Annotated in this window: 14 protein-coding genes, 1 tRNA gene and 2 pseudogenes; 9 read left to right on the plus strand and 8 right to left on the minus strand. The window is 57.0% G+C overall.

Annotated elements, in window-relative coordinates:
• Positions 1 to 17 precede the first annotated feature (17 nt).
• A complete protein-coding gene (locus tag CUN63_RS17880; RefSeq protein WP_129441237.1) occupies positions 18 to 827 on the minus strand; it encodes an AraC family transcriptional regulator in 810 nt (269 codons plus the stop codon).
• 165 nt (positions 828 to 992) lie between these two features.
• Here CUN63_RS17880 and CUN63_RS17885 point away from each other — a divergent pair, with 165 nt between their 5' ends.
• The 4 genes from CUN63_RS17885 (at position 993) to CUN63_RS17900 (ending at position 3460) form a co-directional block, all read left to right on the plus strand.
• The gene (locus CUN63_RS17885) at positions 993 to 1553 is read left to right on the plus strand and encodes a DUF2975 domain-containing protein (protein ID WP_129441239.1); all 561 of its coding nucleotides are present in this window, start codon (positions 993 to 995) and stop codon (positions 1551 to 1553) included.
• Positions 1554 to 1560: 7 nt separating this feature from the next.
• The gene (locus CUN63_RS17890) at positions 1561 to 1773 is read left to right on the plus strand and encodes a helix-turn-helix transcriptional regulator (protein WP_129441241.1); all 213 of its coding nucleotides are present in this window, start codon (positions 1561 to 1563) and stop codon (positions 1771 to 1773) included.
• A gap of 127 nt (positions 1774 to 1900) precedes the next feature.
• Positions 1901 to 2995, plus strand: a complete 1095-nt coding sequence (gene ddlA, locus CUN63_RS17895) for a D-alanine--D-alanine ligase (protein ID WP_129441243.1) — start codon at positions 1901 to 1903, stop codon at positions 2993 to 2995.
• A gap of 36 nt (positions 2996 to 3031) precedes the next feature.
• Positions 3032 to 3460, plus strand: a complete 429-nt coding sequence (locus CUN63_RS17900; protein WP_129441245.1) for a molybdopterin-binding protein — start codon at positions 3032 to 3034, stop codon at positions 3458 to 3460.
• 41 nt (positions 3461 to 3501) lie between these two features.
• Here the strand turns inward: CUN63_RS17900 and CUN63_RS17905 are convergent, their stop codons facing one another.
• From CUN63_RS17905 to ggt, 3 genes and pseudogenes are all read right to left on the minus strand, one after another.
• Complete coding sequence (locus tag CUN63_RS17905) at positions 3502 to 4314, minus strand: MerR family transcriptional regulator (RefSeq protein ID WP_129441247.1); 813 nt, start codon at positions 4312 to 4314, stop codon at positions 3502 to 3504.
• A 126-nt stretch (positions 4315 to 4440) separates the two neighbouring features.
• Positions 4441 to 4611: pseudogene (locus CUN63_RS17910) on the minus strand (transcriptional regulator); the annotation flags it as partial.
• 192 nt (positions 4612 to 4803) lie between these two features.
• A complete protein-coding gene (gene ggt / locus CUN63_RS17915) occupies positions 4804 to 6636 on the minus strand; it encodes a gamma-glutamyltransferase (RefSeq protein ID WP_129441249.1) in 1833 nt (610 codons plus the stop codon).
• Between the two features lie 165 nt (positions 6637 to 6801).
• On the opposite strand from ggt, the gene CUN63_RS17920 reads away from it, so the two are divergent.
• The 3 genes from CUN63_RS17920 (at position 6802) to CUN63_RS17930 (ending at position 9288) form a co-directional block, all read left to right on the plus strand.
• Positions 6802 to 7911 (plus strand): DUF2817 domain-containing protein, encoded by a 1110-nt coding sequence (locus tag CUN63_RS17920; RefSeq protein ID WP_129441250.1) that lies wholly within the window; start codon positions 6802 to 6804, stop codon positions 7909 to 7911.
• Positions 7912 to 8217: 306 nt separating this feature from the next.
• Positions 8218 to 8922, plus strand: a complete 705-nt coding sequence (locus tag CUN63_RS17925; RefSeq protein WP_256657541.1) for a YafY family protein — start codon at positions 8218 to 8220, stop codon at positions 8920 to 8922.
• A gap of 63 nt (positions 8923 to 8985) precedes the next feature.
• Positions 8986 to 9288, plus strand: coding sequence for a hypothetical protein (locus CUN63_RS17930; RefSeq protein WP_129441252.1), 303 nt, complete (start codon positions 8986 to 8988; stop codon positions 9286 to 9288).
• Between the two features lie 252 nt (positions 9289 to 9540).
• On the opposite strand, the gene CUN63_RS17940 is transcribed toward CUN63_RS17930, so the two are convergent.
• Positions 9541 to 9617: transfer RNA gene (locus CUN63_RS17940), tRNA-Met, on the minus strand.
• Between the two features lie 116 nt (positions 9618 to 9733).
• Positions 9734 to 11929, minus strand: coding sequence for a methyl-accepting chemotaxis protein (locus CUN63_RS17945; RefSeq protein WP_371928185.1), 2196 nt, complete (start codon positions 11927 to 11929; stop codon positions 9734 to 9736).
• Positions 11930 to 12123: 194 nt separating this feature from the next.
• Here CUN63_RS17945 and CUN63_RS17950 point away from each other — a divergent pair, with 194 nt between their 5' ends.
• The gene (locus tag CUN63_RS17950) at positions 12124 to 13338 is read left to right on the plus strand and encodes an MFS transporter (RefSeq protein WP_129441256.1); all 1215 of its coding nucleotides are present in this window, start codon (positions 12124 to 12126) and stop codon (positions 13336 to 13338) included.
• A gap of 60 nt (positions 13339 to 13398) precedes the next feature.
• On the opposite strand, the gene CUN63_RS17955 is transcribed toward CUN63_RS17950, so the two are convergent.
• A complete protein-coding gene (locus CUN63_RS17955) occupies positions 13399 to 13962 on the minus strand; it encodes a hypothetical protein (RefSeq protein ID WP_129441258.1) in 564 nt (187 codons plus the stop codon).
• On the minus strand, positions 13952 to 15373 hold the full coding sequence (locus tag CUN63_RS17960) for an anti-phage dCTP deaminase (protein WP_129441260.1): 1422 nt from the start codon (positions 15371 to 15373) through the stop codon (positions 13952 to 13954). The genes CUN63_RS17955 and CUN63_RS17960 overlap by 11 nt, the downstream gene beginning before the upstream one ends.
• Positions 15374 to 15401: 28 nt before the next feature.
• Here CUN63_RS17960 and CUN63_RS17965 point away from each other — a divergent pair.
• Positions 15402 to 16393: pseudogene (locus tag CUN63_RS17965) on the plus strand (IS30 family transposase).
• The last annotated feature ends 31 nt before the right edge of the window (positions 16394 to 16424 follow it).

The following is a 16424-nucleotide window of genomic DNA, read 5'->3' on the forward strand; positions in this document are numbered from 1 at the left end:
GAACGATTGTGCGTGGCTCAGCAGCGGTGCATTTTCATCCAGCGGGCTGGCGACAGACCGTAGGTTTTGCTGAACTGCCGGGTCATGTGGCTCTGATCGGTGAAGCCGGCGATCAGCGCGGCGCTGACCAGTGACTGGCCCTGAATCAGCAGTGAGCGGACCAGGTCCAGGCGGCGCATGGTCAGGTATCGATAAGGGCTGGTGCCGAACAACAGGCGAAAATCCCGCGACAGACTCCAGCGATCGCGACCGCTGTGTTGCGCCAGTTCTTCCAGCGTCACGGTGCGATCCAGGGCGCTATGAATGAATTCCCGCGCGCGTTCGGCGGCCACGTAGTCGAAGCTCTGGCGGGTGGCAGACACGCCGGAAACGCTGTTCAAGGCTTGGGCCAGATCGAACAGCGCATCCTGCTCTTCCAGAGGCTCGAGGGGACAATCAAGGCTTCGCAGCAGCACGGCGGTGGCGGCGAACAAACGTGGATCGGCTGACAGGCCGGTCTTGATAAACGGCAATGGCTGGCCGCCGAGCATCTGCTGGATCAGCGCCGGCTCGATGTACATCATTCGGTATTGAAAGCCGGTCTCGGTGCCGGCTTCGCCATCGTGAACTTCGTCCGGGTGCAGCACCATGGTCCCGCCCGGCAGGCTGTGGCGCCAGCCACCGCGGTACTGAAAACTCTGCACACCGGCCAGGGTATGGCCGATGGCGTAGGTGTCGTGGCGGTGAAGGTCGTAGCCGTGGCCTGCAAAAAACGCCTCGAAACGCTGAAGCCCGCCAACGTCGGGCGCGCGGTGGAACCAGTCGTGGTGAATGATTTTTTTGCCCATCCGAGGATGCTCGATCGCCTTGAAGCTGTGAGTGGAACATTACCCCAGGGGGGGGCTTTATGTCTGCGGAAGCGTTTCTATGTGTGTATTACAGTAATAAATTATTGTTTTGCGATAATTTATGGTTTAGCGTTTGCTCACATTCATTCCCTGTGAGGTGTTGCCGTGACTTCCAATCGTCTCGCTCAATTGAGCCAACGCATGGCTGCTGTAACTCTTTTTCTTATCGTCGCAATGCTGGCGATCAATGTTGTGCTTTGGCTCTTTCCTTTCCTGGCTGCGAAGGATGGATGGGGGCTCGGTTTTGCGCTTACCGATCGCCAGCTCTCGCATATCACCGATAAAGCGATGTTGTTCCCGTGGTGGCAAATACTAGGCGGCATTCTGCTGTCGAGCGTGCCATTGCTGGCACTGGCATACGGCTTGGGAAACTTGCGTCGACTGTTCCGGAACTATTCGCGCGGTGAGTATTTTTCCAGTGAGTCGGCTGTTCATTTAGGTCTGGTCGGAAGGGGCGTGGCGCTCTGGGTGTTGCTTGATTTCTTGTGCGAGCCCGTGCTCAGCTTCTGGGTGACAATGAATGAGCCGGTCGGTGAACGGCTGATTACCCTCAGTGTCACGGCTCCCACCTTTGTCGCGTTGTTCCTGGCTGCGTGTATATCGATCATTGCGCGTATTCTCAGGCAGGCCAGTGAAGTGGACTCTGAATACCGCACCTTTGTTTGAGAATTTTATGTCAATTGCCATTCAGCTGGACGTGATGCTCGCACTGCGCAAAGTCAAATCCAAAGACCTCGCCGCCGCTATCGGCATTACCGAAGCGAACCTGTCGCTGTTGAAGCAGGGCAAGGTCAAGGGGCTGCGCCTGGCGACGCTGGACGCGATCTGCAAACATTTGAATTGTCAGCCGGGTGACCTGTTGATCCATGTGCCTGACGTCGAGTAAAAGTAAGCGCTCCATTGCGCCTGCTTGTTGTGCTGCGTCCACATTTTAACGCCTCGGCGGTGTGTTGCTGGCAGCGGCTGGCGACTGTTCGGCGCGCATCTGGTGGCCAATCGTTGAGGAGTTCTGAATGAGCAAACTGCGGGTAGGCATTATTTTTGGTGGTCGTTCGGCTGAACACGAAGTGTCGCTGCAATCGGCGAAAAACATCGTCGATGCATTGGATCGGTCGCGCTTCGAACCGGTGCTGATAGGCATCGACAAGCAAGGTCACTGGCATCTGAACGACCCTTCGAACTTCCTGCTCAACCAGGAAAACCCGGCGCTTATCACCCTTAATCAATCCAACCGTGAACTGGCCGTCGTGCCGGGCAAGGTCAGTCAGCAATTGGTGGAAACCTCCGGTCAGGAACTGCTGGGCCACGTCGATGTGATCTTCCCGATCGTCCACGGCACCTTGGGCGAAGACGGTTGCCTGCAAGGCTTGCTGCGCATGGCTGATCTGCCGTTTGTCGGCTCTGATGTACTCGGTTCGGCCGTCTGCATGGACAAGGACATCAGCAAGCGTCTGCTGCGTGACGCCGGGTTGGCGGTCACGCCGTTCGTCACCCTGACCCGCGCCACCGCGGCGCGCACCGGGTTCGCCGAGGTGCAAGGCAAACTCGGCTTGCCGCTATTCGTCAAACCGGCGAACCAGGGATCTTCCGTCGGCGTGAGCAAGGTGAATGACGAAGCCGAGTACGCGGCAGCAGTAGAACTGGCCCTGGGTTTCGATGAGAAAGTCTTGGTCGAGTCCGCCGTCAGCGGCCGCGAGATCGAATGCGCGGTACTCGGCAATGAAAACGCCATCGCCAGCGGTTGTGGCGAGATCGTGGTGCGCAGCGGGTTTTATTCCTACGACAGCAAATACATCGACGCTCAAGCGGCTGAAGTGGTGGTGCCGGCAAATATCAGCATCGAGGCCAGTGAACGCATCCGCGCCCTGGCCGTCGAGGCGTTTCAGGTGTTGGGCTGTTCCGGGCTGGCGCGGGTCGACGTGTTCCTGACCGAGAGTGGCGAAGTGCTGATCAATGAGATCAACTCGTTGCCCGGCTTCACCCGCATCAGCATGTACCCCAAGCTATGGCAGGCCACCGGTATGACGTACAGCGAGCTGGTCAGCCGTTTGATCGAGCTGGCGCTGGAGAAGCATAAGGCGCGGCAAACGCTGAAGATCTCTCGCTAGGCTCAATACAACAATAATTATTCGAGGAGACACGTCATGAAAGTCAGCGCACGTAACGTATTCAAAGGCATCATCAGTCAATTGCAACCCGGCGCGGTAAATGCCGAAGTCTCACTGAAGCTGTCAGGCGGTAATGAACTGGTGGCCGTGGTGACCATGGAAAGCGTGAAGAACCTCGGCCTGGCAGTTGGCAAGGAAGCGATCGCGCTGGTGAAGGCGCCGTGGGTCATGTTGATGACCGAATCCAGCGACATTCGCCTTTCGGCGCGCAACTGCCTGGAAGGCAAGGTCACCAGTGTCATCGATGGCGCCGTGAACGCCGAAGTGGTCATCCAGCTCGACGGCGGCACCGAAGTCTATTCGATCGTGACACGTCAGGCTGTGGCAGAACTGGGCCTGGCGCCGGGCGTGAGTGCGACGGCGGTGATCAAGGCGTCGCATATCATTTTGGGTGTGCCGGCTTGATTTAAACCCGGAGGTGGCTGTTCCAGCCTTCGGTATTTTCGTCAGTCTTTGAGCGGGATGTACAACTCGACCACGCTGTCGGGGTGCATTGGCCCGAAAAAGCGTTCGCCGCAGTATTCGAATTCGATACCTTCAGCTGGCGCCATTCCCGCAGCAGGTAACCATTCGCTATAGGCGGCCCGGAACGTTTCCGGCAGGGTGGTGACCGTCCCGTGGTGTTCGACCCGGGCGTACCGGCGAGCGGGTATCTCCATCTCCACCATGCCTTGAACAAGCGGGGCGTGCGGTCCTACCGGTAGTCCGGCGATGTAGCGCCATTGACCGTCATCCAGCGGCTGGCACACACCAAAAGTGCCCATCGGATCGGTCAGACGATCGATTTCCTCCTCGCGCGGCACAAAGCGCTGCCACATCTCGGCGATGGTGTCGTCGTCGTCCTGTTGCCAACTCATGCCCATGATCCGCAAGGCGGGGTAGGCGATTCGCGCCGGCGTTTGCATGGGTGGCAGGCTGCGCTCTGGTTGCGCCAAGTAGCGGGTCAGTTGCCCCAGGACTTGCTCGCTACGCTGGATGTCGGCTCTCAACTGCCGGGCATGCCCTTCGAGGGATTCGCGCAGGCTGGCGACGCTGTCCAGCCCGCCGTTGACCGCAAGGGCTCGAATATCCTCCAGCGCCATGCCCAGTTGTTTGAGCCAGACGATCCGCCCCAGTGTGACGATCTGTTCGGGGCGGTAATAGCGATAACCATTGTCGCGACCGGTCAGCGCCGGGATAAACAGGCCGATGCTGTCGTAGTGGCGCAGGGTTTTGGTGGTGAGCCCGTGGCTGCGGGCCATTTGTCCGATGGTAAGCATATGAAACCTCCTTTTAGACTGGTCGGGGGCCACGATAGAGCTTGCCGTAGGGGCAAGCTCAAGTCCCTGTGTGCGCCGTCAAACGATATCGATCACTACTTTGCCCAGTGCCCGCAGCCGGAGTATTGGTAGATCGACTGGGAACCGGTTCGACTCATACGCCTCGATGAGGGTGATCATGATGTCAAAGTAATCACCCTCGGGTGTGCCTGGCTCAGGCTCATTGTCGAAGAGTGCAGACACATTCTTGAGCGCTGTACGGTAGTCCTCGTCGGTGTGAATGGGGCGTACGTTCATGGGTTACTCCATCTCGACGGTATCAGCGTCGATCGCGTCGTAGTGTTTGTGGATGCCGACAATTTCCACACTCTATCGAAGAAGCAGTCATTTGCGGGTAGGAAAAGGCTGCGCGAGATTGCCGATCAGTATTCGTTAGCTATAAAAAAGGGCCTACGTCCCGGTAAGCCCTTGCTCATTCCCGCGTACGACTCAATCCCCCAACGCGGCCCCCTCACGCCGCGGATCGGCCCCACCCGCCCACGACGTTTTCCCCTGCGCATCCTTGACCCGGACAATCGCCTGAGTCCCGCTGGTCATGTCGATCTCGTTCAGGCTGTGCCCTTTGTCTTTCAGCGCCTGAATCAGCGCCGGGCTGAACTGTCCCTGTTCCAGTTCGGTCGGGCCGTTGCGGCTGCCGAAGTTGGGCAGGCTGATGGCGGCTTGTGGGTCGAGGTTCCAGTCGAGCAGGCCGATGGTGGATTTGGCGACGTATTCGATGATCTGCGAGCCGCCGGGGGAGCCGATGGTGGCGAGGAATTCGCCGCTCTGACGGTCGAAAATCAGGGTCGGTGCCATGGACGAGCGTGGGCGTTTGCCGGGTTCGACGCGGTTGGCAACCTTCTGGCCATTCTCTTCGGGGATGAACGAGAAGTCGGTCATCTGGTTGTTCAGCAGGAAACCCTGAACCATCAGGTGCGAGCCAAACGCGGATTCCACGGTGGTGGTCATGGACACGGCGCCGCCTTCGTCATCCACCGCCACCACTTGCGAGGTGGAGATGCGCAACGGCGAACGGTCCGGTGCGTAGGCGACCTGAATGCCTGGCGGGGTGCCGGGTTTGGCCGTGCCCATGCTGCGATCCCCAATGAGCGCGGCGCGGCTGGCCAGATAAGTCGGGTCCACCAGACCTTTGACGGGGACGGGCACGAAATCTGCGTCGGCCACGTAGAGCGCGCGGTCGGCGTAGGCCAGGCGCTCGGCTTCGGAGATCAGGTGCACGGCTTCAGGCGCCGGCTCAACGCCCGCAGGTTGGCTGGTCTTGACCGGTTTGAGCGGCGCCAGGGCAAAACGCGGGTCACGGGTTTCCAGAGCCTGCAGGGTGCCGAGGATCTGCGCCACGGCGATCCCGCCTGACGACGGCGGCGGCATGCCGCAGACCTGCCAGCGTTTGTAGTCGGTGCACAGCGGCGCGCGCTCCTTGGCGGTGTAGCCTTTGAGGTCGTTCAGCGACAGGCTGCCGGGGTTGGCGTGGCCCTGAACCTTGGCAACGATCTCTTGTGCGATGGGGCCTTTGTACAATGCATCCGGTCCTTCCTTGGCGATGCGTTTGAACACGGCGGCCAGCGCCGGGTTTTTCAGTTGCGTGCCTGCGGCTTTCGGGCTGCCATCGGCATTCAGGAAGTAGGCCGCCATGTCCGGCGAGCGTCGAATGGACGAGTCCGAGGCGATCAACTGGTGAAGGCGTGGCGAGATGGCGAAGCCTTGCTCCGCGAGTTTGATCGCCGGTTCGAACAGCCGCGCCCATGGCAGATGACCGTGTTTCTGATGGGCCAACTCAAGCGCTCGCAACACGCCCGGTGTCCCCACCGAACGACCGCCAATCTGCGCCTGGGTGAACGGCATCGGTTTGCCGTCGGCTTGCAGGAACAGCCTCTCGGTGGCGCCGGCCGGAGCGGTTTCGCGTCCGTCATAAGTGCGCACAGCCTTGCCATCCCAGAGCACGATCAACGCGCCACCGCCAATGCCCGAGGATTGCGGCTCGACCAGCGTCAGCACGGCCTGCATCGCAATTGCGGCATCGATTGCCGAACCGCCCTGACGCAACATCTCCCGCCCGGCCTCGGCCGCCAGCGGATTGGCCGCGGCCGCCATGTGTTTTGAGGCGTATTGGGTCTGCAGGTCAGTGCGATAACCTGACGCGATTTCCGGCGCAACAGGCAACGTCGAAGAGGTCGGAGCACTACAGGCTGCGAGGGTTAAAGCAGCGGCGATCAGCGAAAAGGCTGACAGGCGATAGTGGCTCAAGTGGAAGGTTGAGAACACGTGGGGGGCACTCCGTCCGTGGGAAAGATCAGGGGACTTTATCGGCCGAAAGGAAGTGACGCAAACCAGGGGCTACAGTAAAGACACTTTCGCCCTTCATGAGTCCGCGGATTTTCTGTAGGTTCGAGGGCAACAGACTGGCCATAAGATCAACAAGAGGCAGACATGCAGACCGAGTTCCCCACCCAGCCAAGTTACCGCACCCAGCGTGATCAATTTCTGGCCGCCGCGACCGCGGCCGGCGCGACGCTGACCGAGTACCCGCATCCGCTCAAAGGGCCGTTCGGTGAGTCGTTGAGCACCGATGTGGCCGTGCTGGGTGATCCGGGCGCCAAGCGTTTGCTGATTGCGCTGAGTGGCACTCATGGCGTCGAAGGCTTCTATGGTTCGGGATGTCAGATCAGGTGGTTGCAGGAGTTGGGCAAGCGTTCGCTGCCGGCCGATGTCGCGGTGGTGATGATCCACCTGATCAATCCGTGGGGCACTGCGTGGCTGCGTCGGGTCAACGAAGACAACATCGACCTGAACCGCAATCACCTGAACTTCGACCACGCATTGCCAGATAACCGGGCCTACGCAGCGCTTCATGAAATCTATGCCTGCACGCAGTTGCGGGGCTCGGAGCGTGATCGCGCCGATGCCTTGCTCGACGAACAGATTAGCGAACACGGTTGGCCAGCGGTGATGTCGATTGTCGAGGGTGGCCAGCACCGTCATCCCGATGGTTTGTTCTACGGCGGACTGGCACCGAGCTGGTCGAACCGCACGTTGCATCAGATCATTCAAAAGCATGTTTCCCATGCCGAAGTGGCGATGTGTTTCGACTTGCACACCGGTGCCGGGGAATACGGTCATCCGATGTTGCTGACCATTACCGAGTCGGCGTATCCGGCGCTTGCGGATGCGCAGGCCATCTATGGTCCCTGGCTCTATACCTTGCACACGGGCGCCGACACGCTGAGCGAAACCGGCGTTGCAGCCACGGCCACCGGCTACACCTCCCAGGCGTTGATCAACGCGCTGCCGCACGCGCGGTTGATGCCGTTTGTGATCGAGTGTGGGACGTATCCCGGCGCCGAGGTTCATCGTCATCTGCGCGATGATCACTGGCTGCACCTGCACGGCAATCCGAGAGATGCCGTGGGGCGCGGGATCAAGCTGAATCTGGTGGAGCAGTTCTATCCCGCCGACAGCGACTGGCAGGCGATGGTCTGGCTGCGCACCTGGCAGATTTGGGAGCGGGCATTGTCAGCGTTGCCGGCGATTTGTTCCTGATGCGACTTCTTGGGTGGCTCGGCGTAGGGGCACGCCTCACAGTTCGCTCCTCCGGAAAGTTCGCGCACTTCAAGGTGCGTGAAGGGTGTGCGCGAAACACTGCGCGAAAACATGCCGGCCGGTACTTGACGCGAGCCTTCCATGGGGTTGTTTCCCCAAATGGGGGAGAATGAACACTTCAGTTCTGAGTAGAGCAGTTTTTGATTCACTCCAGTGCCCCGCAAACGAGATGCGCCCGACACATGGGATGCGTCGGAGGCAATGGCAACGCCCTTCCTAAAATCGAGCACATTGGTCCTTCAGTACATGCGTAAATCAGATCGGCTATTCCAGGTAGTAAACCTGATCCGGGTACATCAGCCGATTACAGCGGAAGACTTGGCGGGGCGTATCGGGGTCTCAGTCCGCACGATTTATCGGTATATCGACGACCTGTCTGTGAGCGGTATTCCTCTCTATGGCGTCGCTGGCGTTGGGTATGCTCTGCACGAAGGGTTTGAGTTACCGCCTCTGACACTCACCCAGGATGAACTCGACGCGCTGATGTTGGGCGTTGAGATGCTTTCAAATTCCGCAGGCACTGAACTCGCTTCTTCTGCAAGGACGCTGTTGAGCAAAGTTGCTGCCGTATTGCCGTTTCGCAATACAGAACCATCACTCTCCAATATCCGCGCGTTGAGGGCTAAGCCCGTCACACCAGACCAACGATATTTGGACGATCTCCACCGCGCTATTCAGCAGGCGAGAGCCGTCCACTTTTCATATTTCAGCTTGAGTGAAGAGATCTCGGGCAGGACGGTGTTCCCCTTGGGCCTTTTCTACTGGGGAGGAAAGTGGACTGTCGGAACATGGTGTACGTCCAGAAAGGCATACAGAGACTTTCGAGTTGACCGGATACGAAGCCTGCAGATCATGACGGATGGACAGAAGCTTGAGGCGGAATGGAACCTGCGGTCATACATGCAGTTTCAGTCTGATCAATGGACGGCCCAACAACCTCTCAAGCACTGACAGTACGGTGTCAGTACGACCCCAAGATACTGGTCGCTCCTCACCACACAATTGGAGTGACATATGACGCAGAACAGCCATGTACTCGAGCTAGCAATCTTTACCGTCAAGGAAGGCTTCGAAAGCCAAATGCCTGAGTTGCGGTTGATGCTTCGGGAAACCCTCAAAGGGTTTGATGGGTTGATTGAGTTCTCAGGTTATTGTCCCGAACCACAAGGCCGTGTTTTCGCTGACTTGGCTAAATGGGACAACCTTGAAAATGCTCAGAAAGTCGCACAGGCATTCGAGGGTGGAGATCCGAGATTTGCCCCTTACGCCCAGGCGATTGAAGCGCTTACGTTCATGGGACATTTTTACCCCGAGTAGAAGCTCAGCGCCCTGCTCTTAGGCTCCCTTCGCGCCAACGCGGTATCGGAAAGGGGGCGGCGTTTTATCTCGGATCGCTTCATTTGGGCTTGTATCCCCTCGGTTCAATTATTTGTCGAGGATACACAGGGGATACACGGAGGGAAGGTATAGAGAGATACAGGGAGAGATAGCCAGAAACAAGAAAGCCCGCACTAGGCGGGCTTCTTGAGGTTGTTTAGAGACTCATGGAGACATCTGTAAACAGGTACTTGGTGGCTACACAGGGACTTGAACCCCGGACCCCAGCATTATGAATGCTATGCTCTAACCAACTGAGCTATGTAGCCAAGTGGCGCGCATTATTGGCTCGTAACGATGATGTGTCAAGCGTAAATCTAAAATATTTCTCTACGCTTTCAACCGCTTATCCAGCTGACCCGAAAAACCGGGCGAGGGGAGGGCGTCAACTGAGCTGAAATCTCCCGGTATTGGCACTCAATGCCTTACTGCCCTGGCTCAAGGTGTCCGCTGCCAGGTTCACCGCCCGCGCGCCTTCGAGCAAGCGTACCGCCGCCTGATCGACTTGCTGGATATTGCCGCTGACCTCGTCGGCGGTGGTCGCTTGCTCGTCGACCGCTGTGGCGATCTGCGCCAGGGTGTCAGTGACACTTTGCACGGCACTGGCAATTTCCCCCAGGCGTTCGCCGAGGCCAGTGACGGCTTGGGCGTCGGACTGAGCCTGGCCGCAAGCGGCTTCCATCAGGCTCACCGCTTCGTTCACCGTGTTGCGCAGGCTGTCGACTGTGCCGGCAATCTGCGCGGTGGAGGACTGGGTGCGTTGCGACAGGCTGCGCACTTCATCGGCCACCACCGCAAAGCCGCGACCTTGTTCACCCGCGCGCGCGGCCTCGATGGCGGCGTTAAGTGCCAACAGATTCGTCTGCTCGGCAACCCCGCGAATGGTGTCCACCACCAACTGAATCTGCTGCCCTTGCTCGCTGACACGGCCCAGTGCTGCAGCGGTGTCGTTCAAGCGCTGATTGAGTTGCTGAATACTCGCCGTCGTGCGCTGGCTGTCACGGCTGCTGTCGGCGGCGATGCGCTGGGTGTGTTGAGCGCTGCCGGAGGCCTGTTCGCAACTCTGTGCGACCCCTTGAGAGGTCGCGGCCAATTGCGTGGCTGCCGCCGCGATCTGGCTGATCTGCAACTGCTGGGCTTCGACTTCCCCAAGGGCACCGCTGGAGTGATGGTTGAGGGTGCGCACCGCGTTGCTCAGCTGCAAGGTTTCATGATCGACCCCCAGCAGGCTGTTGCGCAGTTGCACCACCGCGACGTTGAGGGCGGTGCTGATGGCGGCCAGTTCGTCGCGGCCTTGCACCGGTACTTGCAGGCTCAGATTGCCGTCGCGCAAGGCTTCGGCCAGCAGGGTGATGCCGCTGGCGCTGCGACGGATCGACGCCTGTAAACAGATGAACAGGTACAGCGCGGCCAGCAGCAGGCAGCCAAAAATGGTCGCTACCAGGATGAACTGGCGGATGGCAGAACCGTGGTAATAGTCCAGACGCTGATCCAGCGACACCAACGACTGCTGACGCAGCGAAGAGAAGTCGGCGAGCAGGGCGTCGAGGCTGCGTTCGAACTCTTCCGGCTTGAGCTTGATGCTGCCGCCGAACACGCCGTCATCGAGGACTTTCAACTCGGCGTCCAGGTGCTTGAGGCTGTCATGGTATTGCCCGGCCCAGGCTTGCAACGCGCTGGGCAGTCGCGCTTCCAGCAGGCTTGCGGTTTTGACCAGCTGCTCCCGGGCATCGCCGATGCGGCTGCGCAAGTCGCGCAATTGCAGACGGCTTTGCAGGGTGAACTGGCCAGATACCACTGACGCCTGGCCGACGCTGGCGAGACGGCCGACTCGCTCAATCAGGTCTGGCGCGTGCTGCGTGGAGATCTGGGTCAGCAGATACGTTTCCAGCCACGGTGCGAGAGTCAGGCGATTATCCATGGCGATCTGCTCGCGCAAGGCTTGCAGGGCACTCAAGGCATTGGTGAAACGATCGTAACCGTCCGGCCACCAACCGACGCTGCTCAGGCTTTTCGAGTCCAGGCCGTTGAGGGCTGTTTGCAGGGTTTGATAACGGGCCAGGGTTTCGCCCTCGGCGCCTTCGGTTTGCAGTGCGTTGCCGAGGTCCGAGGTGGCTTGGGCGACGGCGGGCTGAACCGTATCGAAAGCAGCCATCGCCGCGATCGTCGCAGGTGTCGGCTGACGATTGGTTTCCGTGGCGCGCCAGCGAGCCGCGCGGTCACGCTGAGCCGCGAGCAGATTATCCAGAGCATCCAGGGCGAGCAGTTGCCGAACCCCGGCACGTTCGCCGGAGATCAGGTTCAGTTTGTCGCGATAGTCCTGACCGATCATCCACAGACTGCCCGTCAGCGGAAGGATAAACAGCAGAAATAACAGCTGAAATTTGCGTGCGAAGCCAAAACGCCCCAGCAACCCGATCCCCGGTGATAAAAAAGCCTGCATGCCCCAAAACTCCTCTGGACACCACGCGCCATTGGCGTGCGTCGCAACCGTTGCGGCCGCGACCTGTGCCCTTTTAAAAGGCCTCGAAAGTTCACCCTCGTCAGCTCTGTAGGCCGGCTCTGTAGCGAAACTTCCCATTCTCGGTCCCCTTTGTAAGGGGCCGCGTTGAAGCGGATTACCAAGGCAAGATTCAGACCATGGCGTTGCGCTATCACCTTTTCAGCGATGAAAGTCGAGGTCGTTAGCAGGCTAAGGGGATGGCGCTGCTGCACTGAAAAATGGCACATTGACGCACCTGCCCGTGTGCACCCATCTGATGTACGGAAACTCTTATGGCTATCAGCAATGTCCAGACCGGCGCGCAGCCGGCATCCGCGACTTCACAAAGCAGCCCTTTGGTCATGCGTATCATCGGCGCCGTGGCGCTGGCGCATTTGATCAACGACTTGATCCAGTCGGTGCTGCCGTCGATCTATCCGATGCTCAAGGCCAACTATGGCCTGACCTTCACCCAGGTTGGCTTGATCACTTTGACGTTCCAGCTGACGGCTTCGCTGTTGCAGCCGTGGGTCGGTTACTACACCGATCGGCACCCAAAACCCTGGCTGCTACCCGCCGGGACGATTTGCACATTGATCGGCATTTTGATGATGTCGGTGGTCGGCAGTTTTCCGATGATTTTGCTGGCTGCAGGGCTGATAGGTATCGGCTCCTCGACCTTTCACCCGGAAGCTTCTCGCGTGGCGCGATTAGCGTCTGGCGGGCGGTTTGGTTTGGCGCAGTCGACATTTCAGGTCGGCGGCAATGCAGGCTCAGCCTTCGGTCCGTTGCTGGCTGCGGCGATCATCATTCCTTTCGGTCAGGGCCATGTGGCCTGGTTCGGACTGTTCGCAGTGTTTGCGCTGTTCGTGCTTTATCGGATCAGCCGCTGGTACGCCAACCACTTGAGCCTGTTCAAACTCAAGCAAGGCCAGGCGGCGACACATGGCTTGTCGAAGAACCGCGTGATCAGTGCGCTGGTGGTACTCGGGCTGCTGGTGTTCTCCAAGTATTTCTACATGGCCAGTTTCACCAGTTACTTCACTTTCTACCTGATCGAGAAATTCGACCTGTCGGTGGCGAGTTCGCAGTTGCACCTGTTCCTGTTTCTTGGCGCGGTCGCGGCGGGGACCTTCTTTGGTGGGCCGATAGGCGACAAGATCGGGCGTAAGGCCGTGATCTGGTTCTCGATCCTCGGCGTAGCGCCGTTCACCCTGATCCTGCCTCATGTGGACCTGTTCTGGACCAGCATCCTCAGCGTCGTGATCGGCTTCATCCTGGCGTCAGCTTTCTCGGCGATCGTGGTGTATGCCCAGGAACTGGTGCCGGGCAATGTCGGGATGATTGCCGGCGTGTTCTTCGGATTGATGTTCGGCTTTGGCGGGATTGGTGCGGCGTTGCTTGGGCATCTGGCGGACATACACGGCATCGAATACGTGTACCTCCTGTGTTCGTTCCTGCCGTTGTTCGGGGTGTTGGCGATCTTCCTACCCAGAACCAAAAATTAGCCTCTAGAGATTAGAGGCTAATAGATTATGGGGGAAGGTGGTTAACCTCAATGCTTTAAATTATCCTGTTTGTACGGACAGGAAGCCGGATTTGTATTCGGTAATATTTAATTGGGTGTGATGCGTATTTGGAGCCGTGAAGGCATAAGGTAGTATTTTTTTACACTGCCGTAGTAGGTCTTCGTTGTCGAAGAAAAGAATGATTGGCCTCCCGTCAGTTTCTAAATTAGAAAGATAGTGATCTAGGGATTTTAAAAAGGCATCATCCATTTGCTCCATAGATCTATTTGTATTTATTCCGGCCCTTCCAAAAATATCTAAATATTCAACATGTAGTTCGTCAAATAACTTGAAGGCTCTAACTCTAGAGCCTGCAAAGAAATCTAAACGAGGAGAGAATCGAAAGTCTAGTATGCAGCGAGGTCGAAATTTTCTCGCGAAATCTGCGAAAGAGCCATTTTTTTCGATTTCAACTTCTCTCATAAGCACAACAGTTCTCATGGAAGAATTTGTTGATGAAAGAACAGGCATTGGGGTTTCCTCAATCGCTGATTGAGCATGTGTTGCATTTTTTGAGCTTGCAACAAGTCGTAAGATGCTCGGCTTTCTTGTGTTATTTTTCATGTGGAGCACTTGCCAGGTTTTCTAATAGGCGGTTTTCAATTTCTTTATAGCTAATTCGTAGTAGACCAGAAGCCCATTCCGGTTCGTGAAACTGCATTGTGCCTTCGTTGTTTTTAAGCTTTCTGCTTTTTATGAAGGCTCTTTTGTAAAGTCTAGGAGCAACCCCTGTAAATGGACGGAACAAAACTCGAGGGTGTGCCTCGCCTTGCGCTGATATCGTCTCGCTTGGCGCGCTCCAGTTACTTTTTGATTGCGCGATTGCATCACCGTGTAGAGTAAGCGCCAAGCTTTTCGGATAGGGTTCGATGTATTGAACTTCATCTATTCCTGCTGACACGATATGTCTTGCGCAGTAGTGGCAAGGAAATATTGTGACGAACAGTCTGCCACCTACCGGTGAAGTTCCTTTGCGCGCAGCGCTTAAAAGTGCATCCATTTCGGCATGTACTGCCCGGCTGAACTCTAAGAGACGACCGATGCCAGTTTTCTTAAGTTGTTCTTTTAGCTTCGTAAATGTAACTCTTTTTAGTTCTGGGATCGTAGAGATTAATTCATTTATTATAATGTCTTGGTGTTTGTTGCTGCTGCAGTACTTATTGGTAATTGCGCATCTATGATCTTGTGGAGGTGTTTCCGTTTGAGTTGAGAAATTACTGCCGTAAACACCGCCTCCTGCACTAGGAACTTCATTTGTTCCAGTGGATACCAGGTTTCCAGATTTATCCATTAGTGCGGCGCCCACTTGGCGAGATAAGCAGGCACTGCTCATTTGTGCGCCATACGCATGAAACATACCTGTTTCGCTTGGGGAAGGTCGAATGACTTTTTTATGTGTAAGAATATCAATTAATCGTCCGAGTTGGTCGTTGACGTCCCACTCTCGATTCTCTTGCTTTTTTTCGTCATCTAGAAATCTATTAGGAGAGTTGTCGACGAAAAAATCTGCTAAATGGAAGGTGTCCGCTACCTTTTGGCCATATGTAAGTCCAGAATCTTCGTCTCTAGCTATAAAAACATCAATTTCCGTGCTTGTCGAAGAATGGCATTTCTCGTCGCGAAGCCTTGCTTTTCTCGTCTTTGTCTCGCAAACGACACCAACTAAGCAGAACGCTTCTTGATATACAGCCCTTAGAAGAGAAACCTCTGCGGGGTGTTTTAATGAGTCAAGGATATAAACTCTTGTTTTTTTGGGGGCGTTTGCTTGAGATGGGTCTTGCTCTGCGATGGTTCGGGATTTTTTAATTTCTGATATTAGGCTCACCGCAACGCCAGCTGGATCAGATTTTCTAATTTTATCGCCTGCATCTTGAAGGGATTTAGCTCGTTCTAATCTATTTTTCTCTTTGATTGTGAAACTGTTAGAGGATGCCCAATTAAATATGGGGGCGGCCGCGGAAACTGAGTGCAACACCTGACCTTTCCGGTACGGTGTTGCCCCTATGTCCTATCACGAACTTAGCGTCGAAGAGCGCGTAACCATCCAACTCGGTCACGTCCAAGGCTTCAGCCTGCGCAGGATTGCCCTCTTGATCAAGCGCTCGCCCTCAACCATCAGCCGGGAGTTGAGGCGTAATGGGGAGCGTTGCGGCAGTTACTCAGCCCACACTGCTCAGCACTCTATGCGGGTTCGTCGTCGCCCCTGCCGCACTTGGTGTCTCATATGTTGCGTGAGCGTTTGTCTCCTGAGCAGATTGCCGGCAAGCTGCGCAGCATGAATATTCCCAGCTTGAAAGATGCCTATGTTTGCCGAGAGACGATCTATAGCGCGGTCTATGCCCTGCCCGTTGGTGAGTTACGCAAAGAGCTAATCATCTGCCTGCGTCAGGGCAAAAGCACGCGCCGCCCTCGTGCCGCAGGGGTAGATCGGCGCGGCCAACTTCCTGATATGGTCAGTATCCACGTGCGCCCGCCGGAGATTGAAGACCGTCTGATGCCCGGTCATTGGGAGGGAGACCTGATCAAGGGTAAGGCCAACGCCTCGTCCGTCGGCACGTTGGTGGAGCGCACCAGTGGTTACCTGATGCTGGTGAAGATGCACGACGCGACGGCGACCTCTGCGGTGGAGGGCTTCAGCGCAGCGCTCAATCGTATGCCGCTGGCGATGCGTAAGAGCATGACCTACGACCAGGGGCGGGAGATGGCACGGCATGCGGAAATTACCCAGAAGACTGGCGTCGCCATCTATTTTTGCGACCCGCACAGCCCTTGGCAGCGCGGCAGCAACGAGAACATCAATGGTTTGATCCGCCAGTACCTACCCAAGGGCACAGACTTGTCGAAACACAGCCAGGAAGAACTGGATGCCATAGCCCTGCAATTGAACATGCGCCCACGTAAGCGTTTCGATTTCAAATGCCCCATCGAAATGATGGGCCAAGTGATGCAAGAGGCCATCGCTTGGCGGCATGATGCCCCAACTTCAATTCAATAACCGTGTTGCACTCAGCTCCAGCATCCGCCAA

Source organism: Pseudomonas sp. ACM7 (genome assembly GCF_004136015.1).
Taxonomy (GTDB): domain Bacteria; phylum Pseudomonadota; class Gammaproteobacteria; order Pseudomonadales; family Pseudomonadaceae; genus Aquipseudomonas; species Aquipseudomonas frigoris.